Genomic DNA, 26,189 nt, shown 5'->3' on the forward strand with positions numbered 1-26,189 from the left:
ATTTACCATGTTGAACAAAGTCTTAGGGTCCGCCCTCGGTGCAAAAATCGCTCAGAAGACTGGCGCGATCGGCGGTCCAACTGGCGCGATGCTAGGCGCGGCAGCGCCATTCGTTCTTCGCAAGATGAGCATTCCCGCAATGATCGCTGTTGCTGCCGGAGGCTACGCACTCAAGAAGTATCGCGACAGTCGTGAGGCTGAGGCCGTGACCCCGCAGCCACCGGTCGTCAAACAGCCAGCGTAAAGACCGAGATTCTTAAAATAAGCGTCAGATATACCAAGTGAAAGGGCGTGATCCACGAAGGGTCGCGTCCTTTTTTCCTGCTCCAGTTTCCTAGAGCAGGCACCTCTTCGCGGTGCGCGGGATCAGCCGGTCGCGCCGCACCCACCCAGCTTTCGATGTCAGACTCATCAAAGACTTTCCAGGGAATGCCAGAACGCGTGAGGAACAGACGCTCCATCTCTCCGTGCGTAAATGGCCGCGAGCCAGGCCTTCAAAACACCGCCATCTGACCGCCGGTTTCGTTTGTTGCCCCTTCACGGTTCAACCCTTTGTTCATCCCCAATGTCCCCTTCCATTCGTGCCCCAACCACCATCTGATGGTTTGGCGCGGGGCTGAAACCATAAAAGTTCGGCTGGCTGGACCGTGAGGTAAGTTGTAGCACCTCCATGCGCTTAGAGAACGCCTGCCGAGGCGGGGGTTGGTGCCGTTAAAGCGGCAAGACCTAAACCACACCCGGCCAGCAATGCTGTCACACTCCTCATCGTCACACGCTCCTCCCGCATCGGATGATAAGATCAGTAAACCACGGCAAAGCAATCCGGTTTGTTCGAATGCGTCACGTGTCGATTGCGCAGCTCGGTGGCTACTCCTCGCTCCAGACCAGCTTTGGCTTACGCGCAGCCTGCGTTTCATCAAGGCGGCGACGCGGCGCGTAATATGGCGCTGCTTTCATGCTCTCATCACCAGCCTTGGCCCGCTCCGCCACACTGCGCAGCGCGGCAATAAACTGATCCAGCGACGCTTTGCTCTCAGTCTCCGTCGGCTCGACCAGCATGGCCCCATGCACAACCAGCGGGAAATACATGGTCATCGGGTGGTAACCCTCGTCAATCAGCGCCTTGGCCAGATCGAGAGTCGACAAGTCCTCGGCAAATCCGGCATCGCCGAACAGCGCCTCATGCATGCAGGGGCCGTACCGCACCAAAGGGTGCATGCAGCACATCCTCAAGGTTTCGTAGCAGGTAATTGGCATTCAGCACCGCGTCTTCCGCAACCTGTTTCAGGCCGTCTGCACCGTGGCTGAGCATATAGGTCAGCGCACGGGTAAACATGCCCATCTGGCCATGAAACGCCGTCATCCGGCCAAAGCTTTGCATCACGCCGTTGAAATGTTCTTCGGAAAACGCGTCCGCATCTTCTTCTTCGATCAGGTGGACAACACCGTCCTTGGTCCGGGCAGTGTAAGGAAGCGGCCCAAAGGGAGCCAAAGCCTCAGACAACACCACCGGGCCAGAGCCAGGGCCGCCACCGCCATGCGGGGTCGAGAATGTCTTGTGCAGATTGATGTGCATCGCGTCGACGCCGAGGTCGCCGGGGCGAACCTTGCCGACAATCGCGTTGAAGTTTGCACCGTCGCAATAGACAAAACCGCCCGCCGCATGCACTGCGTCAGAGATTGCTTTCAAATCAGGTTCAAACAAACCGCATGTGTTGGGGTTCGTGATCATGACCGCTGCGACGTCAGGGCCGAGACGCGCCTTCAATGCTTCGAGATCAACACGTCCCTCAGCCGTCGCAGGGATATCCTCTACCTCATAACCCGCGAAAGCAGCGGTCGCTGGGTTTGTGCCATGCGCGCTTTCCGGCACCAGCACGACCTTGCGAGCATCCCCCCGCGCCTCCAGCGCGGCTCGAATGCACAGAATACCGCACAACTCGCCATGCGCGCCCGCCTTGGGGCTCATGGCAACGCCGCTCATACCGGTTAGGTCGATTAGCCAGAACGCCAGCTCATTGATCACTTCCAGCGCACCGCGCACCGTATCAACCGGCTGCAACGGGTGCACATCGGCAAAACCGGGCATCCGCGCGACTTTCTCATTCAGGCGTGGATTGTGCTTCATGGTGCACGAGCCGAGCGGGAAGAAGCCCAGATCGATCCCGTAATTCTGACGGCTGAGGCGTGTGTAATGACGCACGGTTTCCGGTTCAGACAGTCCAGCCAATCCGATTGGACCATCGCGATCAAGACCGCCAAGCCGGTTGGTTGCATCCGCCGCCGGTTCGGGCAGATCAACACCAGTTGTGTCAGTGGTCCCAATCTCGAAGATCAGCGGTTCTTCCAGCATTAGCGCGCGATTACCTGTCACGGTCGCAGGGCCGGATTCGACAGCGAAATCGCCCGACACGGGGGTTCCCGGTTTCCACCCTGATGCGTTGGGAGCGTTCATTGCACATCTCCGCTCGTGCTTAGGTTGTCGAAGTACGAGCGCCCGCCAAACTGTCCTTCGACAGGCTCAGGACGAACGGTGAAACTCACGTTAGTCATGACAATTCCTCCTCAAGAGCGGTCGCGAGCGTCTCGATATCCTCTTCGCTGGTCGTCTCTGTCACGGCCACCAGCAGGCCATTGGCGAGAGCTTCGACGTTCGGGAACAACCGGCCCAGCGATACGCCAGCCAGCACTTTCTTCTCCGCCATATTGCGCACGGCCTTGCGCGCATCTGCATCGAGTAACAGCGTGAATTCGTTGAAAAAGCCGTTGTTGAGCACAGTCACACCCGGCACCTTCGCCAAGCGCTCGGCAGCAAGGCACGCCAAGCGGTGATTTTCCGCCGCGAGCTGACGCAGCCCCTTCTCGCCCAGCAACGTCATATGCACACTGAACGCCAGCGCGCAGAGGCCCGAATTGGTGCAGATGTTACTGGTCGCCTTTTCGCGCCGGATATGCTGCTCACGCGTCGACAGCGTCAGAACGAAGCCGCGCTTGCCCTCTGCATCGGTAGTTTCGCCGCACAGTCGGCCCGGCATTTGCCGTACATGCTTGGGATCGCGCACCGCGAACAGACCGAGATATGGCCCGCCAAATTGCAGGCCAACACCCAGCGCTTGCCCCTCGCCCACGACGATGTCCGCGCCCTGCTCGCCCGGCGATTTGATCGCGCCCAGAGCCACAGGCTCCGTATTTACGGCAATAACCAGCGCGCCCTTGGCATGCGCAGCCTCGGCTATTTCCGCGATGTTCGGCAGACGCCCGAGAATATCGGGATATTGCACAACGACGCAGGAAGTTTGCTCGTCAATCCGGCTGATCAGGCCCGCATTATCTGGCTCTGCCGTAAGGCTGGGTAAAGCATCGGCAATTTCGTCATCGGTGAACTTTGCCATCGTCCTGACGACTTCGGCATAATGCGGGTGCAGCGCGCCGGAGAGCACAACCTTAGGCTTCTTGCCGCGCGCAATGCGGCTGGCCATCGCCACCGCTTCCCAGCACGCGGTCGAGCCGTCATACATCGATGCGTTGGCAACCGCACAGCCATAGAGCCGCGCAACCTGCGTTTGAAATTCAAACAGCATTTGCAGCGTGCCTTGCGCAATTTCGGGCTGATAGGGCGTGTAGGCCGTCAGGAACTCGCCACGCTGAATGATGTGATCGACGCTTGCGGGCACATGGTGCTTATACGCCCCTGCCCCTAGGAAGAACGCAGCATCCGCCGCCGCCAGATTCTTTTTCGATAACGTGCGCATATGCTTTTCGACAGCCATCTCGCTGGCATGCATTGGCAGGCCGCGAATGGGGCCATCAAGCCGCGCCTCTTCGGGAACATCGACAAACAGATCATCAATGTTGCTCGCACCGATTTTGGCGAGCATTTCGCCGCGATCATTGTCGGTCAGGGGTAAGTAACGCATCAATTCACCTCTTCATGCCGGCACCTCACCAGCGCAACGGATCAAAGCCCGTCCACAAACGCCTTGTACGCCTTGGCATCCATCAGCCCTTCCAACTCGGACGCATCGCCAATGGTCATGCGGAAGAACCAGCCCTCTTCCTCGGGCGAGCTGTTCACCAGCGCCGGGTCGTCTTCCAATGCCGCATTCCCTTCAGTCACTTCGCCGGTGATCGGCGCGTAGACGTCACTCGCGGCCTTAACACTTTCGACCACAGCCGCATCGCCGCCTTTGTCGAGCATCGCGCCGCTTTCGGGCAGTTCAACAAACACGATATCGCCCAGCTGTTCCTGCGCGTAATCAGTGATGCCCACCGTCGCGCTATCGCCTTCGACATCAATCCATTCGTGTTCATCAGTAAAGTAACGCGCCATTCGTTCATTTCCCTCTGTAATAGCGATGCGGGACGAAGGGCATGGATGTGACCTTCGCGGGTAATCTCTTGTTGCGGACTTCGATTTCGAGCGCAGTGCCCTCTGCAGCATGCGTGGCATCGACATAAGCCATCGCGATCGGGTGGCCGAGTGTGGGCGAAAATCCGCCGCTGGTGACGGTGCCGATTTTCGTGTCGCCCGCGTAAACTTCTGCCCCTTCGCGTGCAGGCATCCGGCCTTCCAGCGTCAGGCCTACGCGACGCTGCGCCAAAGTGCCCGCCTCTACGTCCGCGAGCCGTGCGACAACTGCCTGATGCCCGAAATAGCCGCCTTCTGTCCGGCGTTTCTTGGACAAGGCAAAGCTCAAGTCCGCACTTACTGGGTCTGTGTTGATCGTCAGATCATGACCATAGAGCGGCAAGCCCGCTTCCAAACGCAAGCTGTCACGCGCACCTAGTCCAGCAGGGTTAACACGCTCATCGGCAACAAGTGCGTCGGCCAGCGCCTCAACCTTGCTGTTGTGAACAGCGATCTCAAAACCATCTTCGCCAGTATAGCCAGCGCGGCTGACCCAGATATGGCCGCCATCATATTCAAACAGAGCCGCCGTCATGAAGGTCAGGTCGCCCGCGCCCGGTATCAGCGCCTCCAGCACTTCGCCCGCTTTGGGGCCTTGCAGCGCCAGCAACGCAAAATCATCAAAATGAGTAAGTGTTATGTCATCGGGCAAATGCTCGCGTAGATGGGCAATATCATCCCACTTGCATGCACCATTGACGACCAGCGCGATATGCGGGCCGGTATTGGTCACCATCAGATCGTCAATGATCCCGCCCGCCTCGGTTAGCAGCATCGAATAACGCATCTTGCCGGGCTTTAGATTAGAGATCGCGCCGGGCAGCAGTTTCTCAAGTTCGTGCGCCGCGCCCTCGCCTTTCAGCGCGAGCTGGCCCATATGCGACACGTCAAACAGGCTGGCGGAATTACGCGTCCATTCATGCTCTGCAACGATGCCGCCATGCTCTCCGGCATATTGGATCGGCATTTCATAGCCAGCAAATGGCACCATCCGCGCGCCCTGTGCTCTATGCCAAGCATCAAGCGGCAATGTGCCAAGTTCTTCAGGTATTTCGTCGCTCAATCGGGTGCTCCCGCAAGGTGACGCGCAAGCCCGGCAAAGGCATGCGCAAACTCACCCCCTCTGTCGGGATACCTGAGAGCTTAGCCGGATTGCCTTTCGGCTATTCCGGCCTTCCCCTTCGGTGGCCCCAGCTATTCAGCCAAGGCGCTTTCCAGAGTGTCGATCATATCGCGGTCCCGTGTACCTGAGAGTTTCCGGGGTGGTTGCTCCTTCGGTGCCGTTACTGGGTTGGTCCCAGCTTCGAACTCTCCCGCTGATATGTCCGCAGAATCACTCCCGCGGCGACTGGTTTTTTTGCGCGTTTTGCGCTGCAGCGTCAATCCAGATTCGGCCTTAGCCAGCGCTCGGCAGTGGATAGATCAACTCCGCGCCGCTCTGCATAATCCTCCAACTGGTCACGGCCAATTCGCGCGACACCGAAATACTGCGCCTCTGGATGACCGAAATAGAACCCGCTGACTGCGGCAGTGGGCCACATCGCGAAACTTTCGGTCAGAGAAAGACCGACATTCTTTTCCGCTTCGAGCAGTTTGAATAGGATCGGCTTTAGCGAATGGTCGGGGCATGCAGGATAACCCGGCGCGGGCCGAATGCCGCGATATTCCTCTTTGATCAGCGCCTCATTGGTCAGCTGCTCGCCGGGCGCATAGCCCCACAAATCGGTGCGGACATGCTTGTGCAAACGCTCGGCAAAGGCCTCAGCAAAACGATCTGCCAACGCCTTTAGCAGGATGTCTGAGTAGTCGTCCTTATCTTCCTGGAAGCGAGCAATATGCGGTTCAATCCCGTGAATGCCAACGGCGAAACCACCTATCCAATCACCATCGGGATCAATAAAGTCAGCAAGGCACATATTCGCGCGGTCACGGCTTTTCTTCACCTGTTGGCGCAGAAACGGAAGCGTCACATGCTCTTCGCGGTTGACCCGATGAATGGTAACATCATCGCCATCGCGTGCGCAGGGCCAGAAACCTGCGACACCACGTGCAGTCAGCCATTTTTCGCTAATAATCTTTTCTAGCATTGCGTCGGCGTCTGCCTTGAGGCTGCGTGCGCTTTCGCCAACAACCTCATCATCGAGGATTTTCGGATAAGTCCCATGCAATTCCCATGCACGGAAGAACGGGGTCCAGTCGATGTAGTCGCGCAGATCCGCGAGATCCCAATCATCGAAGACATGCACGCCCGGCTGCGCAGGCGGAGCAGGCTTGTCACTCAGATACGCATCGTAATAGTTCGCGCGCGCTTCTTCGAGAGTGAGCAGCTTGCTCTGACCCTTGCCCGCGCGCGCATCGCGAACCTTGGTGTAGTCATCAGCAGTTTCGCCGACGAAATCGTCGCGCAGCGTGTCGGACAAGAGCTTTGAAGCAACCCCCACCGCGCGGCTCGCGTCAAGGACATGGATAACCGGCCCATCATAGGAAGGGTCGATCTTAAGTGCGGTGTGGACCTTGCTGGTCGTCGCGCCACCAATCAGCAGCGGCATGTTCATCTCAGCGCGCTGCATCTCTTCAGCTACCGTCACCATTTCATCGAGCGAGGGCGTAATCAGGCCCGACAGACCGATCATATCCGCATTGTTGTCATTGGCGGATTTGAGAATGTCCTGCCACGGCACCATGACCCCCATGTCCACCACTTCATAGCCATTGCACTGCAGCACCACGCCGACGATATTCTTGCCGATATCGTGCACGTCGCCTTTCACAGTGGCCATAATGATGGTGCCCTTGGCCTTGGCGTCATCACCGCCAAGCAGCGCCTTCTCCTCCTCGATAAAGGGAATGAGGTGGGCAACAGCCTTCTTCATCACGCGGGCAGATTTGACCACTTGTGGCAGGAACATCTTGCCGCTGCCAAACAGATCGCCAACGACATTCATGCCGTCCATCAGCGGCCCTTCGATCACTTCGATCGGGCGGCCACCGTTTTCGGCGGTTAGAGCGCGCATCTCTTCTGTGTCATCGACGACATGGGCATCAATGCCTTTAACCAGCGCATGCTCTAGCCGTTTCTCAACCGCCCAGCCGCGCCATTCCGCCGCCTGCTTTTCGTCTTCCTTGCTCTTGCCCTTGTAGCTTTCAGCAAGTTCGATCAGGCGCTCCGTCGCGGATTGCTCGCCTGCGACGGGCCGCATCAGGATCACATCTTCGCAGGCATCGCGCAGTGCCGGATCAATCGTGTCATAGACGTCAAGCTGGCCAGCATTGACGATGGCCATATCAAGGCCAGCAGGGATCGCGTGGTACAGAAAAACAGAGTGCATCGCACGGCGCACTGTCTCATTTCCGCGGAACGAAAAGGATAGGTTGGAGAGGCCGCCGCTGGTTTTCGCATGCGGACAAGCGGTCTTGATCGCGCGACACGCCTCAAGAAAATCGAGCCCGTAACGGTCATGCTCTTCGATGCCTGTCGCCACCGCGAAGATATTGGGATCGAAGATTATGCCTTCGGGCGGGAAGCCAATCCCTGTCAGCAGCTTATAGGCGCGGGTGCAAATTTCGACTTTGCGGTCTCGCGTATCAGCCTGGCCCGTCTCATCAAATGCCATGACGACCACTGCCGCGCCATAGGCCATGCATTTGCGCGCCTGTTCAAGGAACGGTTCCTCGCCTTCCTTCATCGAAATCGAATTTACGATTGGCTTGCCCGAAACGCATTTGAGACCCGCCTCAATCACGTCCCATTTGGAACTGTCGATCATCACAGGTACACGGGCGATGTCCGGCTCCGCCGCGATCAGCTTGAGAAAGGTCGTCATCGCCATTTCAGCGTCGAGCAAACCCTCATCCATATTGACGTCGATCACCTGCGCACCGTTTTCGACCTGCTGACGCGCGACCTCGACCGCAGCCGTATAATCATCCGCCATGATCAGCTTTTTGAACCGGGCAGAGCCCGTGACATTGGTGCGCTCGCCAATATTGACGAAGCGGGCGCCAGAAAGACTGGGGGAATTTTCGGTCATCTACGCTGCAATCGTGAACGGTTCGAGGCCCGCAAGCTGCATGGCTGTTTCGCGAGCAGGCGCCTTGCGCGGCGTAAGACCTTCAACCGCCTCTGCAATCGCTCGAATATGCTCAGGTGATGATCCACAACATCCGCCGAGGATATTCACCTGACCGTTGTCAGCCCATTGTTTGACCAGGGATGCTGTGGTTTCCGGTGCCTCGTCATACTCGCCCAGTTCATTGGGAAGACCAGCATTGGGATAGGCCAGGATCAGCGTATCCGCGAGATCTGAAAGCAGCTTTATGTGAGGGCGCAATTGCTCCGCACCGAAGCTGCAATTGAGGCCAATTGTCACTGGATTTGCATGGCGCACAGCATACCAGAATGCCTCGACAGTATGGCCTGACAGATTGCGGCCAGAAAGGTCAGTGAGCGTCATCGAAATCATGATCGGCACGTCGCGACCCAGCTCATCGCTCAGCTTCTTGACTGCGAAGACGCCAGCTTTCGCATTGAGCGTGTCAAAGACCGTCTCAATCAGGATGAAATCAGCGCCGCCTTCGACCAAAGCTGCGGCCTGTTCGTGATACACATCGACCAGAAAGTCGAAGTCGATCTCGCGATAGCCGGGGTCTTCGACATCTGGGCTAAGCGATAGGGTTTTATTGGTCGGGCCGATGGCGCCCGCGACAAAACGCGACTTGCCGTCTTTTGCCGCATATTCGTCTGCCATTTCGCGCGCGATCTTCGCGGATGCGATGTTAATGTCGCGCACTTTATCTTCAGCGGCATAATCCGCTTGGGAAATGCGGTTAGCGGAAAAGGTATTGGTCGACACCATGTCAGCGCCAGCGTCGAGATAAGCGCGGGTGATGTCACCGATTACATCGGGACGCGTAAGCGCCAGAATATCGTTATTGCCTTTCTGATCCGCTTTCAGGCCAAGCTCACCAGCATAGTCTTCCTCCGTCAGCTTACGGTCCTGAATTTGCGTGCCAAACGCGCCATCACAGATCAGGACACGCTCAGCTGCGGCGGAAAGCAATTGTTCACGCGCGCTCATGCCGCCTCTCCCTTAATAGCGGCCATGGCCGGACGCCGCCCGAGCATATGGCAAATCGCATAGCTTAGCTCGGCGCGATTGAGCGTGTAAAAGTGGAACTGTCGGACACCACCAGCGTAGAGACGACGGCACATTTCAGCAGAGATCGTTGCCGATACCAACTGGCGCGCCTGAGGGCGTTCATCCAGCCCATCGAAAAGCCCGGCCATCCAATCGGGTATTGCCGTCCCGCACAGGTTCGACATGCGCTGCACTGCGGCGAAACTCATCACGGGCATGATGCCGGGTGTAATCTCTGCATCAATGCCGCGCGCGACCGCTTCATCGCGGAAGCGAAAAAAACAATCAGGCTGGAAGAAAAATTGCGTGATCGCACGGGTTGCACCCGCATCAAACTTCGCGGCGAGATTCTCGAGATCAGCCTGACGATCGGGCGAATCGGGATGGACCTCTGGATAGGCCGCGACTGAAATCTCGAAATCGGCGACTTTTTTGAGCCCAGCGATCAATTCCACTGCGTTGGCATAACCACCGGGATGCGGTGTATAGCTGCCGTCGCCCTCCGGAGAGTCTCCGCGCAGGGCCACAATGTGGCGAACCCCTTGAGCCCAGTATTCACGCGCCACTGCATCGACCTCATCACGCGTTGCGTCAACACAGGTCAAATGCGCCGCTGCGGGCATGGATGTTTCTTTGACAATACGGTTCACCGCCGCATGCGTTCGCTCTCGGGTCGAGCCCCCCGCTCCATATGTGACAGATACAAAACGTGGCTCCAGCGGTTCCAGCGTTTTCACACTATCCCACAGCGTCTGGGCCATTTTCTCTGTCTTTGGCGGGAAGAACTCAAAGCTGACTTCGATATCGCCCGGAAGACCTGAGAAAAGCGGCGAGTCGAGCGCTGTTTGCGCCTCACGCATTTGATCGATCGTGGGTTTCGGGGTCGGGCTCATGCCGACATCTCCTTGGAGGTAGGGGGAAATGGCTGCGAGGTGGGCCGCCCGGGCAATCTCTCACCGACCCAGATCTTCACGACTAACTCGCCTTCATCAAAAGCAACCGGCTCAGCTGTCCTAAAACCTGCCTCACGCAGCATGTGATCGATCTGTTCATCTGCAAAACCGAGGCGCGCATGAGCAAATTTGTCGCGTAACTCTTCGCGATCATGTGCCGCAAAATCGACAATCACAATCCGACCCCCAGCCCGCAGGACCCGGCCCGTCTCTTGCAAAGCTATCGCTGGAACCTGCGCAAAATGAAGCACCTGATGCAGCATAACCGTGTCGAAGGAATCCGCTGCGAATGGCAAGTCGCTGAAGTCTCCTTGGACGAAGTCGAGCTTGTCAGTAGGGATATCTTGCAAGCGAGCACGCGCAATCCGCAGCATCTCCAGACTCTTGTCGAGCGCGACAATCTTGTCGGCAGCTTCAGCGAACAGCTCAACCATCCGGCCAGTGCCCGTGCCGATATCGAGAGTCTCGCCAACAGGGCCCGAACCGAGAATGTCGATCAGAGCGTTTTCGACTGTTTGATCCGGACTGTGCAGGCGGCGCAGTTCATCCCAATTCTCAGCATGCTGTGCAAAATAACCCTCAGCCGCCGCCTGACGAGATGAGCGAATGCGGGACAATTTATCTGCATCTTCCCGACATTGAGCCACGAATTCCGTGTCACCAATTTCGGCGATATTGACCAGTCGAAGCGCAGATTCAATTAATTTCGGGTTTTTCGTTGGGGCGCGCAGGAAAACCCAGCTTCCTTCTTTACGGCGCTCTGCCAAACCGGCATCGCATAAAATGCCGACATGGCGCGATACGCGCGGCTGACTTTGTCCCAGAACCTGCGCCAGCTCTCCGACGGCCAATTCCATGGCGCCCAATAGCTTCATAATCCGCAATCGGGTCGGATCGGAAAGCGCGCGAAAGATGGCCTCGGTCTTCATCGCGATAAGGATATAAAGATATTTTTATATCTGTAAATGGTGCCGCTTACGTGACTCGAACACGTGACCCCATCATTACGAATGATGTGCTCTACCAACTGAGCTAAAGCGGCACATTTTCAGCGCGCCATTCGCAAAATGCAGCAGCGCTGTGTGTGGAGGCCCGAGCCGGAATCGAACCGGCGTACAAGGATTTGCAGTCCTCTGCGTCACCACTCCGCCATCGGGCCGAATGCCCGAATGTGCATTTCCACATTCGAGAAGCGGCCCCCTAGCGAGTCTGGGGAGGCATGGCAATCGCATATCATCACTTGACGTAACGTCATGCTGGACGCTCCTCGTCAGCGCGCTATGCACCGTGGCATGTCAGCAGCAAAACTCATTGACCCTATTACTCAGGACGGCGGCCCTATTCACCTGCCGGACCATGCCGAATGGACGCAGGGCCGCACACTGTATGGCGGCGCGTCAGCTCTGATCGCATATACTGCGGCGATCCGGGCATTCCCTGATTTGCCGCCACTACGTTCTGCGCAAATCGCCTTCGTGGCGCCGACCGGGCCGGATATCGAGCTGCGCAGAGAGATCGTACGTCGAGGCCGCAATGTGGCGCAAGTCCGCAGCGAGATATGGTCAGACGGGCAATGTACAACAACCGCATTTTGGTTGTTCGGGACTGAGCGAGAGCCAAACGCTGTTCACCCGGCGGCAAAGCCAAGCGATTGGCCTGGATTGCCAACCGAGGCGGATCCTGTGATGGCGGGCAAAGGCCCCGCCTTCATCCAGAACAACTTTGAGCTGCGCCGGGCGCAGGATGCCCGCGGCAAGGGCGATCCGGTGGTTCAGCGCTGGGCGCGTCTTCGACCGCCAACCGGGCTAGATCCGATCAGTGAGCTTGTTTTGCTCGGCGATGTGATGCCACCGGGCGCGATGCGCGCGATGAAAAGGCAAGGGCCCATCAGTTCGATCAACTGGTCATTCAATATTCTGGATACGCAACCAACCACCGACGATGGCTGGTGGCTGTCACAAAATGCCAGCCAACATGCTGATGCTGGCTATTCGAGCGAACGTTTACGCCTTTGGAATACCGATGGTCAGTTGGTCGTAGATGGGCTGCAATGTGTCGCGGTGTTTGGGTAAGCTCATTCTGGTTTAGCATTACCTGAGCCACCCGCGCCCTCCACCCTTTCACCCGGATAGTATCCCGGTAGGTTCCGGGTGGAAGGGTGGAGGGCGCGGGTCAGCGGATTTCTACAAAATTTGGTCAAACATCGCTGAATTTCGGCGCACGCTTCTGCATCTCAGCCATCACCGCCTCAATCTGATTGGGTTTGCGCATAACGCTGGCCTGCTCAACGCTTTCTTCGACGAGGATTTCGTCAGTCTGTTGATCGTGCATTGCGCCTGACAACCGCTTTGCCGCGCGAATGGCTTCTGGGTTGCGCGCCGCAATCGTCTCCGCAATAGCGTTAGCGCGGGCCAGCGGATCCTCATCAAGATATGTCGCGAGGCCCAAACCTTGCGCTTCCTCTCCTGAAAACTCGCGGTTAGTATATACCAGTTCGCGCAGCACGTCGTCCCGCACGAGGCCCCGCCATAGTGCATACCCGCCCATATCCGGCACCAGGCCCCATTTCATTTCCATAATCGCCATCCGTGATTGCGGATGCGCAATACGGATGTCCGCGCCACTGGCGATCTGCATGCCGCCGCCAAAGCACACACCGTGAATGGCCGCGATCACCGGCACCGGGCATTTGCGCCATGTCATGGCGACTTCCTGAAACTTGTTGGTATTTCCAAAGGTACGGTCTGTCAGCGAACCATCACCCCCACCCTCGCCGCCGAAACTTGAAACATCAAGACCAGCACAGAAAGAGCGGCCCTCTCCGGACAGCACAACAGCGCGCAGACCAGCCATTGTGCGAAGTTCCTGCCCAGCTTCGATGATCGCCTCGAACATGTCCGGGTCAAGTGCATTCATTTTGTCGGCACGCGTCAGGCGAACTTGCGCGACGCCATTCTCGGCAAGGTCGATGGTTACACGATCAGGGTTTGGCATTGTCGGTATTTCCTGTGACTTCTCTATCGGCTTTATCGTTGCCGATTGCGCTGTGTGTGTCCAGCATCTCCTCGCGGGAAGACGAAAAATCAAAGGCCGGGTTTTCGCCGCGATGACCCAAACGATACCCGCCTTCTGGATCGGTCTCGATAAGCCAAGCGACTTTGGAAATTGCCAATTTGGCCCTTAGTCGGGATACGTGCACTTCTAACGAGTTCGTCTCTGGAACATGATCCATACGCCAGACTTGCATTATAAACTCTTCGCGCGAAACTCTTTGGAATGGCGTGGCGGCCAGCCGCCAGAGAAGCTCAAATTCGCGAGGATGCAGGCTCAGCCAACGGTGGTCGATTTTGCCATCGCGATGGAACAGATCAAGTGTCACTGGCCCGGCCTCCCGATAGCGCGGGAGCGCATCGATCGCGGCCATCATTCTCGATGCGCGCGCGCCTAGTTCGACGACAGCTGTGCGCGTTGGCACCGCATCACCGATGCCTGCTGCCATCATCTGCGCCCGCTGCTCCGCATCATCCACGCCGATCGCCAAATAGCGTTTCGGGTCAGTCAGATCACGCCAATCGCAAACTCGCGTGCCCATCCGATAGTCGATTAGAACTGCCGCATTTTCGAGGTCAGGATGATTCCCCACCTCCGCAGGATCTGTGACGCTGACCATCGACCACCCGAGCAGACTCAAATCCCATCGCCCGGGAGGCATGGGTTTTTGGGAAAGCCAGAAAAAGTAATGCATCAGTAATTCTTGAGCCTGAGGGACGCACCGTATTGGTGCAATACCAACCATAACTCACGAGTGACAGAAATTGCTCCGCAACAACCCAGCACCACTCACCCCCGAAACCCCCGAATTCCGCATAACATACCGAAAAATCGAAATGAAAATTATTTGCTCTCGAGGAAGCGTTTCACATTTCGCGCGGCCTGACGAAGGCGCTGTTCATTTTCAACCATCGCGATGCGGACAAAGCCTTCACCTTCTTCACCATATCCCACACCGGGTGCGACAGCGACATCGGCGTGCTCAAGCAACTGCTTGGAGAACTCCAGACTGCCCATTTCCTCAAAGCCAGGCGGAAGCGGTGCCCAGGCAAACATGGAAGCAGGTGGTGGTGGAATGTCCCAACCAGCCCGACCAAACGCCTCAACCATAACGTCGCGACGTTTCTGATACCGCATGCGGTTTTCCTCAACCACATCTTGCGGTCCGTTGAGCGCAGCACAGGCAGCGGCTTGTATCGGCGTAAACGCGCCGTAATCGAGGTAGGATTTCACACGCGTCAGCGCGGCGATCAGCTCTTTATTACCGACTGCAAAACCCATCCGCCACCCAGCCATTGAGTAGGTTTTTGACATCGACGTGAACTCGACCGCAACATCTTTTGCCCCCTTCGCCTGCATAATTGACGGTGTCGGTTTTCCGTCAAAATATAGCTCTGAATAGGCAAGGTCAGAGAGCAGCCAAACTTTGTTCTCCTTCGCCCAGTCAACGATTCGCTGATAGAATTCTACATCCACCACCTCTGCGGTTGGGTTCGATGGATAATTGAGGACCAGCATCGTCGGGCGAGGCACCGTAAACGACATCGCATTCTCAAGCGCTTGCCAATACCGCGCATCAGGCGTTGTCGGCACCGACCGGATCGTGGCACCTGCTATAATGAACCCGAATGTATGGATCGGATATGATGGGCTCGGTGCGAGGATCACGTCCCCCGGGGCGGTGACCGCCGTCGCCATACTGGCGAGCCCTTCTTTAGAGCCCATCGTCACGACCACTTCGCTGTCGGGATCAAGTTCCACTCCAAAGCGGTTTGCATAATAATTTGCTTGCGCGCGGCGCAAACCCGGAATCCCCATTGACTGAGAATAACCATGTGCATCAGGTTTCTGCGCGACCTCGCACAGCTTATCGATGACATGCTGCGGCGGTGGCTGATCTGGGTTGCCCATGCCCAGATCAATAATATCGCGGCCCGCCTGACGCGCCGCATGACGCATGGAGTTAACCTCCGCAATCACATATGGCGGCAAGCGTTTCATACGATAAAAGGTCTCGGACACTAGGTCGGCTCCGGAAACATGTTGTCTGCTGTCGCGTTGATGACGTATTCCCTTGTCATGCGCAATCGGCGCGCGAGAATCCCAGCGTGTTTTATTGTGGGCGAAGCCAAGCCAGGCTTTCTGGAAATGAGCGAAATTGATGAGCCAAGACGACAATCCTTCCGAATTCAGCAACAACCCATTTGCAAATCTGTTTGCTGGGCCTGAAGCGCTGGCAAAGACCATGATGGAGCCGCTCAGTCATTTCACCAATGTCGACGCTATCCCTGGAAGTGCGGAGGTCACGCCGGAAGACATGCAGCATTGGGCGCAGATCGCCGCACGCCTGCAATCGATGTGGATGGAGTTCCAAATCGAACAGCTGCGTGAATCAGGTCAGACGGTCGCAAAAGCAGGTGCCAACCCCAGCCCAGTTATGAATACAGAAAATTGGCAAGAGATGAGCGATGCGTGGTTCAAGCACATGCCGTTCGCCAATCCAGCCTGGCAGAAACAATTGTGGGACGACAGCTTAACGCTCTGGTCAAACGTGCTGGGGCAATTCGGATTGGGGCCGCAGGCCTCCGCGCCCTCTTCCGATGAAATGGAGTTACCGCATAAGGACCGCCGCTTTGCCGATCCGCAATGGCGCGCGCATCCGGTGGCTGCCTTGGTCCATCAGACCTATTTACTGCTGTCAGAGCGGCTGACCTCACTTGCCGACAACACGGCGGGCCTCTCGAAGGGACAGCGTGAGCAGCTGCGTTTCCTCACCAAAACCGTCGTCGAGGCGGCCAGTCCGTCAAATTTTGCCTTGGCCAACCCCGTCGTGTTGCAGCGCACCTTGGAAACGCGCGGCGAAAATCTAGTCAAAGGGATGGAGCATCTGCTTGCAGACCTCCGCCGCGGTCAGCTGACCCACACCGATCCCGATGCATTCACACTGGGGGAGAACATTGCGACGACCCCCGGCAAAGTCGTTTTGGAAACCGACCTTTTCCAGCTGCTCCAATATAGCCCAACCACGGACGAGGTGATGGAAACCCCGCTGGTGATCTTCCCGCCTTGGATCAATCGATTCTATATTCTCGACCTCAATCCTAAGAAGAGCTTTGTGCGCTGGGCAGTCGATCAAGGTCTGACAGTATTTATGGTCAGCTGGAAATCTGCACGATGCCAGCATGAAGGATGTGGTGTGGGATGATTATGTGCGCGGACAGATCGAGGCGATCGATCACATTCGTGACCGGCTCAAGGTACCTAGTGTAAACGCTATCGGATATTGCGTGGCGGGCACCACGCTTGCGGCAACCTTGGCCGTGCTGAAGCGTCGCGGCGAGGACGAGAAAGTTGAAAGCGCAACGTTCTTCACCGCGCAAATCGACTTCGAGAAGGCAGGTGAGCTGCTAAACTTTATCGATGATCAACAATTGGCAGCAATTAAAGCACTGTCAGCGGATGGTTATCTGGATGGCCGTTATATGGCGGCGGCATTTAATATGCTGCGCAGCAAAGACCTGATCTGGAATTACGTCGTCAACAATTACATGCTGGGCGAGGATTATCCGGCGTTCGATCTGCTGCATTGGAATGGCGACGTGACCAACCTACCCGCCACATGGCATCAGGATTATCTGCGCGATCTCTATCGCGACAACAAGCTGGTCCAGGCCGATGCGTTGAGCGTTGATAACACGCCAATCAATATCGGTCTGGTCGACACGCCAACATATGTTCAGGCCGGTCGCGAAGACCACATAGCGCCCGCCGCCAGCGTCTGGCGTATTCGCGAACATTTTAAGGGACCGCTGCGATTTGTGCTCGCGGGATCCGGTCACATCGCCGGCGTGGTTAACCCACCGGAGTCTGGCAAGTACCAATATTGGACCAATGACGCCGACGTCACTTCGCTTGCTAGCTTTGTCGAGGGAGCGACCGAGCATCCCGGCAGCTGGTGGCCTGACTGGATTGACTGGCTCAAGTCACAGGATGGGGCGACTGTCGCTGTAAAGGGCAAAAGGAGGCCCGGTGAGCGCGGTGACAAAGTGATCGAGGATGCGCCCGGTCGGTATGTAATGACGCGCTAAGGCGTTCAATAAACGTCATTTCCTCAATTATTGTGCACTGCACAAAAAATGCTTGACTTCGCAGCTGCAATGCCTATTTTGTGCATTGCAACATAAACGAGGTTTCCCATGGCTACCGCCACGAGCAAAATTGACGCGGCTGCGGAAAAGGCATTCGCCGAAGCAGCTGAGAAAAAGACGGCAGAAGCAACGAAAGCTGAAGTCAGCGAGAAAACTGTCGCTAAGGCAGTTGAGACTGACAAGCCAGCTCCAGTGAAAGCGGCGAAGGTCGCCAAAGCTGTTGCTGCTCCTGCGAAGAAGAAAAAGCCTGCTGCTAAAAAGGCGGTGAAGGCGAAGAAAGCTGCGCCTGCAAGGCGCGTAGTGAAGAAGACGCCAGCTAAGAAAGCTGCGACCCGCAAAGTTGCTGCCAAGAAAGCCCCGGCCAAGAAGATCGCTGCAAAGAAAGCTGCACCGAAGAAAGTCGCCAAGAAGGCCGCTTCGGACACCAACACCATTATCAAGCTGAAGGACACCATCATGGCCAAAGCAAACACAACCGACATGACCAAAACCGTCAAAGAAGCTGCTGCTGACATGCAGGAGCGCGTAAAAACTGCATATGACAAGGGCGCGGAAATCGCTTCTGACGTCACCGAGTTCAACAAGGGCAACATCGAAGCTCTGGTTGAATCAGGCAAGGTTCTCGCCGCTGGCGTTCAAGACATGGGCCGCGGTGCCATCGAAGACACCAAAGCAGCTGCTGAAACCGTCACGGAAGACGTGAAGAAACTAGCCGCTGTTAAGTCACCGACTGAGCTGTTCCAGCTGCAGGGTGAAATTGCACGTCGCAACTTCGACACAGCAGTTGCTCAGACTTCGAAGAACGCTGAAGCGATGATGAAGCTCGCAAACGAAGTTTTCGCGCCAATCTCAAGCCGTGCAAGCGTCGCTGCTGAGAAGTTCTCGAAAGCAGCCTAAGCCACAGGCTGACAGTTAGTATTCCGGGGCTCTCTCTCCTCTCTCCCAAAGCCCTGGAAGAAACAAGAACGGGTCGAATGGCATACGCTGTTCGGCCCGTTTTTCTATGGATCGAACAACTGGTCGCGTGCGATTAACCAATAAACTCGTCAGCAGACCAACCTTTGGGTTGCGAACCGCCAATCGCATACGATATTGTCCGACATGATGATCCAAACGGTCGCCCTTTTCGAACAAGCCACCCTACCCGTCTTCGCCGCAGAAGATGGTGATCAGGGCGATGACAGCGATAGCCAGACTGGCATCGCGACAAAAACGCTGACCAAGCCCAAAAAGCCCAGCCAGTACAAAGTTCTGCTGCTGAATGACGATTACACACCGATGGAATTCGTCGTGATGGTATTGAAGCGGTTCTTCCGTATGGATTTGGAGGAGGCGACACGGGTCATGCTGCATGTCCATCAAAAGGGTGTCGGCGTCTGCGGCATCTTCCCCTATGAAGTAGCCGAAACCAAGGTCAATCAAGTGATGGATTTCGCCAAGCAGAACCAGCATCCGCTGCAATGCACGCTAGAAAAAGCGTGAGCGGCTGACCATGCTGCCTCGCCCCAAACCAGATCCGGTTGGCGAAGGCAGGAAAGCGTGTGGGATTACCCGCGCCCCGCTATTGCTGAGCCAACCGACCGCCACATTGAAATTGTGCATCGCGGAGTGACGCTGGCCGACACATGCGGCGCATGGCGCACTTTAGAAACCAGCCATCCACCGACCTACTACATCCCACCCAACGATGTCGCTATGAAGCATTTCCATCCCAACCCCCGCCGCTCACTCTGTGAATGGAAGGGTCAGGCGAGCTATCACGACATTGTGATCGCAGATGAGAGGATTGAGGCTGTGGCGTGGTCTTATGCCAACCCAACCGCAAGCTTTCAGCCAGTAGCGGGCTATCTTGCATTTTACTGCGAGCCTTTTGACTACAGGTCACGATTGATGGCGAGCAAGTGACGCCGCAGCCCGGGCAGTTCTATGGCGGCTGGATCACCAGCCGCGAAGTTGGGCCATTTAAGGGTATCCCGGGCAGCCGTCTTTGGTGAGCTTTCGATCGAATTAAGGCGAAATACATGACGGGCGCGGAAATTGTCGTTAAGGGAGCGCAACCAATCAGAGGCCTGCCCGCGTGTTCAATTTCATACCGAGCATAGATCGCTACATCTTTCGGCTGGTTCTCTTGCCGATGCTAGGGATATTTGCGCTCGCGGCGTCGCTGTTGCTTCTCGACAAGATGCTGCGTCTGTTCGATTTTGTAGCGGTTGAAGGCGGGCCAATCGGCGTTGTGTTCAAAATGCTGGGCGCACTAATCCCCGAATATGCGAGTCTCGCAATACCTCTCGGGCTGCTGCTCGGCATTCTGCTGGCTTTCCGTAAGCTAGCCACAACCAGCGAGCTCGATGTCTTTCGCGCGGTGGGGCTTGGCTATGGGCGGATGCTGCGCGTACCATACATCATCACCGCAGTCCTGATGGCGGTGAACGTCGCGCTGGTTTTCTACATCCAGCCGGTCAGCCGGTATTACTACGAACAGCTGGAATATGAGCTGCGCTCTGGCGCGCTCGGCGCATCGATCAAGGTTGGTGAGTTTACCACGCTGGCGGACCGTATGGCGCTGCGTATCGAGGAAAGCGAGAATGATGGCCGCGATTTAAAAGGTATCTTTGCGCGCGTTTCAAATGAGAAAGGTCAGGTGCTGTCCATCTCCGCCCGGGAAGGATCCTTCCTCGCCACCAGCGATAGCCCGGATACAATCATCCTGCGCCTTAACGAAGGGACGATCGTACAGGATACGGGTAGCGATTCTCCGCGTGTTCTCACATTCACACGCCATGATTTGCCGATCGATTTGCCCGCGATCGAGGAATTTCGTGATCGAGGCGATGCGGAACGCGAATATATCTTACCCGAGCTACTCCGAGTTGGGTGGAGTGACAATGAAGATGAGGCCAAACGCGATGCTAGCCAGGCAAGCTTCAATTTCCGGATGGTTGAGGTGGTGATGATGGCACTGATGCCGCTGCTTGCGGTGGCGCTTGCTATACCGCCGAAACGATCCACCAGCGCCTTGGGCGTGTTCGTTTCCATTGTGATGGTGGTCTCCTATCACAAGATAAACCAATATGGCGAAGACGTCGCTGCCTTGGGGCGCGTCGACCCATTCTTCGCGTTGTGGGGGCCGTTCTTCCTTTTCGCTGCTCTCATCCTATGGATGTATTATCGCGTAGCCTTTGTTCCGGGCGGGCAAGCGATAGGGGCATTGGAAACATGGTTTGCCAAACTCGCCAAACGGATCACCAAGCTGTTCAAGGGACGTCGTAAATCTCGTGCTGATCTGTATGCGACACCGGCGGAATAGCGCGATCCCGGACCCATGCAGCTAGATTTTTCCCTTCCCGGACCCTGACGGTTTACCTCGCCAAAATGCTGGCGACCCGCATTCTGGCCGTGCTCGTCATGCTTGTGCTGGTATTGATGATGCTCGACCTGCTTTCGACGAGCGGTGAGATCCTGGCAGTCGAGGGCAACGGTCAGGCAGAGCTGTGGAGATACGCAAGCCTGCGCGTACCGCAGCTTATTGCTCGGTTTCTGCCCTATTCCGTTTTGCTGGCGACCTTGATCACCTTGGTAGCCCTTAACCAGAATAGCGAGGTTGTAGCGATGAAGGCGGCTGGCCTTTCCGCCCATCAGGTCCTTGCGCCGTTAGTGCTCACCGCAACGTTTGTTGCCGCCATCAGTTTTGCTTTTAACGAGCGAGTAGTGACCCGCGCGACGGCGACACTCAAAGCGTGGGAAGCGACAGAATACGGCCTAGTTCCGCCGGAATCGGATGTCCGCGCCAATATCTACGTGACCGATGGCACTAGCGTTCTGACCGCATCCAGCCTGTCGGGGGCCGGCAATGACCTGACGATGCGAAATGTCACATGGTATGAACGCAGCGAGAGCGGCATCATTGTCGAACAAATCCGCGCTCCATCGGCTCGCTTCGCCGACCCTGGCTGGGTGTTGACGGATGCACGACAGTTCGAGGTTCAAAGCGCAGGTGCCCGTCAGGTGGAGAGCGTGACCGTTGGATTGGATATCACCCCTGCCCAGGTCGATTTGAACAGTGTTGATCCTGACGCGCTCGACTTCTTCGCTTTGTCTCGATCAATTGACCGCTACGAAGATATTGGCCGCCGCACTGATGAACTACGCGCCAAGTGGTGGCACAAATTGTCGGGCCCACTGTCTGCGATCCTGATGCCTCTGCTCGGCTCCATTGCAGCCTTTGGCCTTGCACGGTCGGGTCAATTGTTCGTGCGAGCGATCATTGGCATGGCGCTGGGTTTTGCCTATTTTGTTGTCGACAATGCTGCCTTGGCAATGGGCAGTTTTGGCGGCTATCCTCCCTTCCTCGCGGCGTGGGCACCATTCCTGCTGTTTTTTCTGATCGGTGAGACTGTGCTGATCCGGACTGAGGAATGAACAATTGGAACATTCGCCTTGCGCGGCCCGAAGATGCAGAAAACCTGCCGGCGATTGAACTAGCCGCCAGCGAGTTGTTCAAGACTGATCCGCAACTTGCAGAGCTTGATATCTACCACGATGTTTGGGAACCCGGTGAACTGCGCAAACTGATCACGCGTGGGCATTGTCTGGTTGCTGATCGCGCTGGCGCACCAGTGGGGTTCTTGGCCAGCCAGCCTTTTGGGCGAGAACTGCATATCTGGGAAATGGATGTCATGCCCGATGCTCAGGGTCAGGGCATTGGCGCAGCGCTTCTCAGGGGATGTCTTATTGATGCTGGCAATGCGGGCTTCAGCGCGGTGACACTGACCACCTTTCGCGATGTAGCCTGGAATGCGCCGTTCTATGCCAAGCTTGGTTTTGAAGAAGTGACCGCGCTGGACGCCCATCCGCGTCTTGCGGGCGAACTTGCGATTGAGGCAGACCACGGACTACCTGCAGAGCGACGCTGTGCGATGATCCGTTTCCTCAACTAACCTAGTCAGACCTTTTACCGCCCATCGTGCTCTGCGCGATCCGGTACCGATCAACGGCATCATGCCTTTATGATTTGCACCCTGGTAGGTTGAGGCATGGCCCAACTCTGCATTCAGGCGCCGATGCGCTTCTGGCAGAGAATGATAGGGAATCGACGGCATCAGGTGATGCAGCGCGTGGTAGCGCAGCCCCACGGGCGCCCAAATCTCTGCCAACACACCTGGCGGCGGCACATTCACGCTGTCTAGGAATTGCGCAGTGACGGTCATCGCCTCACCCTCATTCTCCCACAAATGTGCGACAAGTGTGCGCAATTGATTGAGAACAGCGGTCAGCGACAAGATTGCCAACGCAATCAGCAGCGGTCGCCAGCCAATGAATTGCGTGCTCGCGATCAAGGCAATCGCCCATACAGATCCAAGCGTTTCCTGCCACAACACCCGTTTGCGCAAACGGTCTGTGGGCGCACCCCGGCGAAATTCGGGATTGATCGCAAGCGAGGAAAACCGTTCCCACACAAACTTGCGCAGCGGGGGGATAATCGCGCCTAAAGGCACCAGCACCGCAAAGCGGACAATCAGGGCAATTGGCAAGAGCATCGCCACCAGCACAAAGGCTGGCAGGCTCCATGGTTTCATCAACGCCAGAGGAAGGTATTCGGGGTCCGCGACCGTGCCATATTGCGTGCGCTTGTGATGCAGGGTGTGAACACCTTCATACATAAATGATGGCGTCAGCATCGGAACACCTACCAGCAAATTCCAGCCGAGCCGGAAGCCAGGGAGAGCGTCGCGATGTATGTGCGACAACTCGTGAATGAACATCAGCGCACGATAGAACGCCAGAGCCGAACCAATGCCCAGTAGAACAGCAATCGGCGCGCTGTTGATCAAGATTGCAGCAGTCATCAGGCCATAGCCTAGCCCAGCGGAAATCAGCATATCAGACCAGAAAACTAATCCTCGGGCCTCTGTTAAGTCCTTAGTCAAATCACGCGCCGCGCGCAGCATGGCCTTGTCATCCGCGATCTGCGAATGCCAACCACCGCTCCGTTCATTTACCGTAGCCGCCGCACTGTTTGCGTCGACGCTGATATCGTGTTGCACAGTCATTTGTCTCGTCTTTCGCGCAGCCCATACCGCAAAACCACCGCACATAACAAACAGGTCTTGTTGGCAAGAGTGATCGAGTGACTTGCTTGTTTGGGGGTGTTTGGCCCACATGCGGGCCAAGATTTGCATGTGTGGGGTATACCCGGTGAACCTGAATGAAATAGTAATTCGACCCGTCACCGACAAGAAGGGACGCTGCGCCTTTGTCGACTTGGGCAGGGAATTTGCAGCGCAAATTGAGCATTCAGTCCCTCAGCTAAGGTCAGAAATGCTGGAACTGATTGACCCGGCAAAGAACCCGTTTTTCGGCCATGCCCATGTTGAGTTGTTCATTGCTTATCAGGGTGGGGCACCCGTCGGCAGGATTTCCGCGCATGTCGATACGCTCGCCTTGGAGCTTCCGATCGAGCAGGGTTTTGGCCCGGGCACGGGCATGTTCGGATATTTCGACGCTACGGACGAAGAAGTCAGTAAGGCGTTGCTGCGCCATGCTGAGGAGGCCTTGCGAGCGCGCGGCATGAGCCGTGTCGTCGGCCCAATCTCGCTGTCAGTCTGGGAGGAGCCTGGGCTTCTGGTAAAGGGTCATGACCATGCACCAATGATCATGATGGGCCACCACCCCGCCCAATACCAAGCATGGATCGAAAATGCAGGATATACGCATTGCAAATCGTTGCTGACATTTGATCTTGATGTGTCTCATGATTTCCCTCTACTGATACAACGCATTGTGAAATCCGGGCATCGCAATGAACGGATCAGGGTCCGGGAGGTTCAGCTGGACAAATGGGACGAGGAAGCAGCCATCATTCTCGGCATCCTCAACGACGCATGGTCGGACAATTGGGGGTTCGTTCCATTTACCAAAGATGAGATTGCCTACGCCGGAAAAAAGCTCAAACAGATCATCAAACCTCAAATCAACATGATCGCGGAGTTGGATGGTGAGCCAGTGGCGTTCATGCTGACTTTTCCAGACATCAATCCCGTGTTGCAAAAGGTAAGAGGAAAACTGTTCCCATTTGGATGGTTTCACCTGCTTCGCTGGCTCAAAAAGCCGCGCAACGCCAATATGCGGGTGCCACTGATGGGCGTAAAAAGAGAGCTGCACAATTCTCGTCTCGCCAGCCAATTGGCATTCATGATGATTAGCCAGATCAGGGTGAATGCAGTTGAGAATTTCCAGACCAAACGCGCGGAAATTGGCTGGATACTCGATGATAATCAGGGGATGGTGGCCATCGCAGCGGCGATCAACAGCACTGTTAATCGTGAGTACGCTGTTTACGAAAAGAGCCTCTAGCCTGACCCAGAGTACGGGCACCCAAAAAATAAGGCCTTCGCCCTCTGGTATAAGGGCGAAGGCCTTGGGATCGTATCACCAGCCTATTGGACGGGAGGGGGTGTCTTGGCGGTGATGCTTTAAAAATGCGCCGGACGAAAAACGGTTCCTCAAAAATTATGCAAATTCTCAAGTTTTTTCCATGCTATGAAAATTGAATATGATTCAGTATGTTAGGGTGATTATTTTTTAGGCGCAGACGCGCCAAAAGGCTATTGAAAGAATACGCGGCATTCCCCATTAGGAACCGGTAAAGCGCATGAGCGAGTTTCAGTGCGCGCATGAAAAGAGAAACGAAGCAATGTCCCTAAGCGAAAGCCTTGCCAAGCAACTTCCCTATTTGCGCCGATATGCCCGCGCGCTCACCGGCTCCCAAAATGCAGGCGACAACAGTGTTCGCATGATGCTGGAAACAGCCTTGCAGGATGAGGATTTCAAGGCTGAGTTGGGCAAGGATCGTGTCGCTCTATACGCAGCCTTCACCAAAAGCTGGCGCAGTACCGCATCAGGATCGGAAATTGAGACAGCTGACAGTGGGATGACAGCCAGCGCAGCATCCGCGCGCATCGGCACAATCACACCGTCTAACCGACAGGCAATCTTGCTGACCACGCTGGAAGATTTCAGCAATGCAGACGCTGCCCAGATTATCGGTGTGAGCGAAGACGAAGTGGCTGACCTGGTGCGGGAAGCGATAGAGGAAATTGAGCGCGAAAACACGACGCGTGTTCTCATTATCGAAGATGAGCCGCTGATCTCGATGCAGTTGGAAGATCTGGTCAGTTCGCTGGGTCATGAAATTTGCGGAACCGCAGCTACACGGACGCAAGCTCGAGAAATCGTAGCCAAAGAAATCCCGGGATTGGTGCTCGCAGATATTCAGCTGGCTGACGGGTCATCCGGCCTCGACGCGGTTGATGATATTCTGGCGTTGGGCCAGATGCCGGTGATCTTCATCACCGCTTATCCGGAACGGTTGTTAACGGGTGATCGGCCAGAGCCGACCTATCTGATAACCAAGCCATTTAAAGAACGCGCAGTGCGCGCAGCGATCAGTCAGGCTTTGTTTTTTGATTCGGAAGAGTCAAAAAGATAGAGC

At 56.3% G+C, this 26,189-nt stretch carries 20 protein-coding genes, 2 tRNA genes, 3 pseudogenes and 2 riboswitches; of the genes and pseudogenes, 11 read left to right on the forward strand and 14 right to left on the reverse strand.

The genetic code is table 11. The annotated features are described in order from the left end of the window. The first annotated feature begins 7 nt into the window (after positions 1-7). On the forward strand, positions 8-244 hold the full coding sequence (locus ACZ1GM_RS13525) for a hypothetical protein (RefSeq protein ID WP_472676913.1): 237 nt from the start codon (positions 8-10) through the stop codon (positions 242-244). 623 nt (positions 245-867) lie between these two features. Here the strand turns inward: ACZ1GM_RS13525 and gcvPB are convergent. The 10 genes and pseudogenes from gcvPB to ACZ1GM_RS13575 form a co-directional block, all read right to left on the reverse strand. Then, positions 868-2,455, reverse strand: a pseudogene (gene gcvPB / locus ACZ1GM_RS13530) (aminomethyl-transferring glycine dehydrogenase subunit GcvPB). A 94-nt stretch (positions 2,456-2,549) separates the two neighbouring features. Next, the gene (gene gcvPA, locus ACZ1GM_RS13535; protein WP_472676914.1) at positions 2,550-3,917 is read right to left on the reverse strand and encodes an aminomethyl-transferring glycine dehydrogenase subunit GcvPA; all 1,368 of its coding nucleotides are present in this window, start codon (positions 3,915-3,917) and stop codon (positions 2,550-2,552) included. 41 nt (positions 3,918-3,958) lie between these two features. Further along, positions 3,959-4,330, reverse strand: a complete 372-nt coding sequence (gene gcvH, locus ACZ1GM_RS13540) for a glycine cleavage system protein GcvH (protein ID WP_472676915.1) — start codon at positions 4,328-4,330, stop codon at positions 3,959-3,961. A gap of 4 nt (positions 4,331-4,334) precedes the next feature. Continuing rightward, entirely contained in the window at positions 4,335-5,471 is a 1,137-nt protein-coding gene (gene gcvT / locus ACZ1GM_RS13545) for a glycine cleavage system aminomethyltransferase GcvT (RefSeq protein ID WP_472676916.1), read from the reverse strand. A gap of 50 nt (positions 5,472-5,521) precedes the next feature. Further along, positions 5,522-5,632, reverse strand: a riboswitch (glycine riboswitch). Next, positions 5,633-5,735: riboswitch (glycine riboswitch) on the reverse strand. Positions 5,736-5,787: 52 nt separating this feature from the next. Further along, the gene (gene metH / locus ACZ1GM_RS13550; RefSeq protein ID WP_472676917.1) at positions 5,788-8,439 is read right to left on the reverse strand and encodes a methionine synthase; all 2,652 of its coding nucleotides are present in this window, start codon (positions 8,437-8,439) and stop codon (positions 5,788-5,790) included. After that, positions 8,440-9,486: a homocysteine S-methyltransferase family protein gene (locus tag ACZ1GM_RS13555; RefSeq protein WP_472676918.1), complete on the reverse strand. Its 1,047-nt coding sequence runs from the start codon at positions 9,484-9,486 to the stop codon at positions 8,440-8,442. Next, on the reverse strand, positions 9,483-10,439 hold the full coding sequence (metF, locus tag ACZ1GM_RS13560) for a methylenetetrahydrofolate reductase (protein WP_472676919.1): 957 nt from the start codon (positions 10,437-10,439) through the stop codon (positions 9,483-9,485). Before metF ends, ACZ1GM_RS13555 begins: the two co-directional genes overlap by 4 nt. Beyond that, positions 10,436-11,428 (reverse strand): ArsR/SmtB family transcription factor, encoded by a 993-nt coding sequence (locus ACZ1GM_RS13565; RefSeq protein WP_472676920.1) that lies wholly within the window; start codon positions 11,426-11,428, stop codon positions 10,436-10,438. The genes metF and ACZ1GM_RS13565 overlap by 4 nt, the downstream gene beginning before the upstream one ends. Positions 11,429-11,465: 37 nt before the next feature. Continuing rightward, a tRNA-Thr gene (locus tag ACZ1GM_RS13570) sits at positions 11,466-11,541 on the reverse strand. Positions 11,542-11,584: 43 nt separating this feature from the next. Continuing rightward, positions 11,585-11,658: transfer RNA gene (locus ACZ1GM_RS13575), tRNA-Cys, on the reverse strand. 133 nt (positions 11,659-11,791) lie between these two features. Between ACZ1GM_RS13575 and ACZ1GM_RS13580 the strand changes: the two genes are divergently transcribed. Next, positions 11,792-12,571 carry an acyl-CoA thioesterase gene (locus ACZ1GM_RS13580; RefSeq protein ID WP_472676921.1) on the forward strand — a complete coding sequence of 260 codons (780 nt, stop codon included), beginning with the start codon at positions 11,792-11,794 and terminating at the stop codon, positions 12,569-12,571. Between the two features lie 124 nt (positions 12,572-12,695). On the opposite strand, the gene ACZ1GM_RS13585 is transcribed toward ACZ1GM_RS13580, so the two are convergent. From ACZ1GM_RS13585 to ACZ1GM_RS13595, 3 genes are all read right to left on the reverse strand, one after another. Next, on the reverse strand, positions 12,696-13,493 hold the full coding sequence (locus tag ACZ1GM_RS13585; RefSeq protein WP_472676922.1) for a crotonase/enoyl-CoA hydratase family protein: 798 nt from the start codon (positions 13,491-13,493) through the stop codon (positions 12,696-12,698). Next, the gene (locus ACZ1GM_RS13590; protein WP_472676923.1) at positions 13,480-14,190 is read right to left on the reverse strand and encodes a winged helix-turn-helix transcriptional regulator; all 711 of its coding nucleotides are present in this window, start codon (positions 14,188-14,190) and stop codon (positions 13,480-13,482) included. The genes ACZ1GM_RS13585 and ACZ1GM_RS13590 overlap by 14 nt, the downstream gene beginning before the upstream one ends. Before the next feature lie 203 nt (positions 14,191-14,393). Further along, positions 14,394-15,572 carry an LL-diaminopimelate aminotransferase gene (locus ACZ1GM_RS13595; protein ID WP_472676924.1) on the reverse strand — a complete coding sequence of 393 codons (1,179 nt, stop codon included), beginning with the start codon at positions 15,570-15,572 and terminating at the stop codon, positions 14,394-14,396. Between the two features lie 226 nt (positions 15,573-15,798). Between ACZ1GM_RS13595 and ACZ1GM_RS13600 the strand changes: the two are divergent. The 7 genes and pseudogenes from ACZ1GM_RS13600 to ACZ1GM_RS13630 all read left to right on the forward strand — a co-directional run bounded on the left by ACZ1GM_RS13600 (position 15,799) and on the right by ACZ1GM_RS13630 (position 22,635). Continuing rightward, positions 15,799-17,638 (forward strand): annotated as a pseudogene (locus ACZ1GM_RS13600) (PHA/PHB synthase family protein). A 108-nt stretch (positions 17,639-17,746) separates the two neighbouring features. Continuing rightward, positions 17,747-18,595 carry a phasin family protein gene (locus tag ACZ1GM_RS13605; protein ID WP_472676925.1) on the forward strand — a complete coding sequence of 283 codons (849 nt, stop codon included), beginning with the start codon at positions 17,747-17,749 and terminating at the stop codon, positions 18,593-18,595. A gap of 207 nt (positions 18,596-18,802) precedes the next feature. Next, positions 18,803-19,180 (forward strand): ATP-dependent Clp protease adapter ClpS, encoded by a 378-nt coding sequence (gene clpS, locus ACZ1GM_RS13610; protein WP_472678580.1) that lies wholly within the window; start codon positions 18,803-18,805, stop codon positions 19,178-19,180. Positions 19,181-19,237: 57 nt separating this feature from the next. Then, a complete protein-coding gene (locus ACZ1GM_RS13615; protein ID WP_472676926.1) occupies positions 19,238-19,603 on the forward strand; it encodes a DUF427 domain-containing protein in 366 nt (121 codons plus the stop codon). A 172-nt stretch (positions 19,604-19,775) separates the two neighbouring features. Next, a complete protein-coding gene (locus tag ACZ1GM_RS13620) occupies positions 19,776-21,005 on the forward strand; it encodes an LptF/LptG family permease (protein WP_472676927.1) in 1,230 nt (409 codons plus the stop codon). A 65-nt stretch (positions 21,006-21,070) separates the two neighbouring features. Then, positions 21,071-22,117, forward strand: coding sequence for an LPS export ABC transporter permease LptG (gene lptG, locus ACZ1GM_RS13625; RefSeq protein ID WP_472676928.1), 1,047 nt, complete (start codon positions 21,071-21,073; stop codon positions 22,115-22,117). After that, positions 22,114-22,635, forward strand: coding sequence for a GNAT family N-acetyltransferase (locus tag ACZ1GM_RS13630; protein WP_472676929.1), 522 nt, complete (start codon positions 22,114-22,116; stop codon positions 22,633-22,635). The genes lptG and ACZ1GM_RS13630 overlap by 4 nt, the downstream gene beginning before the upstream one ends. Position 22,636: 1 nt before the next feature. On the opposite strand, the pseudogene ACZ1GM_RS13635 reads toward ACZ1GM_RS13630, so the two are convergent. Continuing rightward, positions 22,637-23,748: pseudogene (locus ACZ1GM_RS13635) on the reverse strand (fatty acid desaturase family protein). Between the two features lie 127 nt (positions 23,749-23,875). Here ACZ1GM_RS13635 and ACZ1GM_RS13640 point away from each other — a divergent pair. Continuing rightward, a complete protein-coding gene (locus tag ACZ1GM_RS13640) occupies positions 23,876-25,051 on the forward strand; it encodes an N-acetyltransferase (protein ID WP_472676930.1) in 1,176 nt (391 codons plus the stop codon). A 340-nt stretch (positions 25,052-25,391) separates the two neighbouring features. Beyond that, complete coding sequence (locus tag ACZ1GM_RS13645) at positions 25,392-26,186, forward strand: response regulator (protein ID WP_472676931.1); 795 nt, start codon at positions 25,392-25,394, stop codon at positions 26,184-26,186. Positions 26,187-26,189: the final 3 nt, after the last annotated feature.

The organism is Qipengyuania sp. JB2-7 (assembly GCF_055693485.1).

Excerpts from the sequence above, each read along its gene's own strand:
- ACZ1GM_RS13585 (WP_472676922.1), bottom strand. The coding sequence starts at position 13,493 with ATGCCAAACCCTGATCGTGTAACCATCGACCTTGCCGAGAATGGCGTC.
- ACZ1GM_RS13565 (WP_472676920.1), bottom strand. The coding sequence starts at position 11,428 with ATGAAGACCGAGGCCATCTTTCGCGCGCTTTCCGATCCGACCCGATTG.
- ACZ1GM_RS13605 (WP_472676925.1), top strand. The coding sequence starts at position 17,747 with ATGGCTACCGCCACGAGCAAAATTGACGCGGCTGCGGAAAAGGCATTC.
- lptG (WP_472676928.1), top strand. The coding sequence starts at position 21,071 with ATGCTGGCGACCCGCATTCTGGCCGTGCTCGTCATGCTTGTGCTGGTA.
- ACZ1GM_RS13525 (WP_472676913.1), top strand. The coding sequence starts at position 8 with ATGTTGAACAAAGTCTTAGGGTCCGCCCTCGGTGCAAAAATCGCTCAG.
- ACZ1GM_RS13630 (WP_472676929.1), top strand. The coding sequence starts at position 22,114 with ATGAACAATTGGAACATTCGCCTTGCGCGGCCCGAAGATGCAGAAAAC.
- metF (WP_472676919.1), bottom strand. The coding sequence starts at position 10,439 with ATGAGCCCGACCCCGAAACCCACGATCGATCAAATGCGTGAGGCGCAA.
- gcvPA (WP_472676914.1), bottom strand. The coding sequence starts at position 3,917 with ATGCGTTACTTACCCCTGACCGACAATGATCGCGGCGAAATGCTCGCC.
- ACZ1GM_RS13640 (WP_472676930.1), top strand. The coding sequence starts at position 23,876 with ATGTGTGGGGTATACCCGGTGAACCTGAATGAAATAGTAATTCGACCC.
- clpS (WP_472678580.1), top strand. The coding sequence starts at position 18,803 with ATGATCCAAACGGTCGCCCTTTTCGAACAAGCCACCCTACCCGTCTTC.
- ACZ1GM_RS13580 (WP_472676921.1), top strand. The coding sequence starts at position 11,792 with ATGTCAGCAGCAAAACTCATTGACCCTATTACTCAGGACGGCGGCCCT.
- ACZ1GM_RS13645 (WP_472676931.1), top strand. The coding sequence starts at position 25,392 with ATGTCCCTAAGCGAAAGCCTTGCCAAGCAACTTCCCTATTTGCGCCGA.
- gcvH (WP_472676915.1), bottom strand. The coding sequence starts at position 4,330 with ATGGCGCGTTACTTTACTGATGAACACGAATGGATTGATGTCGAAGGC.
- ACZ1GM_RS13555 (WP_472676918.1), bottom strand. The coding sequence starts at position 9,486 with ATGAGCGCGCGTGAACAATTGCTTTCCGCCGCAGCTGAGCGTGTCCTG.
- metH (WP_472676917.1), bottom strand. The coding sequence starts at position 8,439 with ATGACCGAAAATTCCCCCAGTCTTTCTGGCGCCCGCTTCGTCAATATT.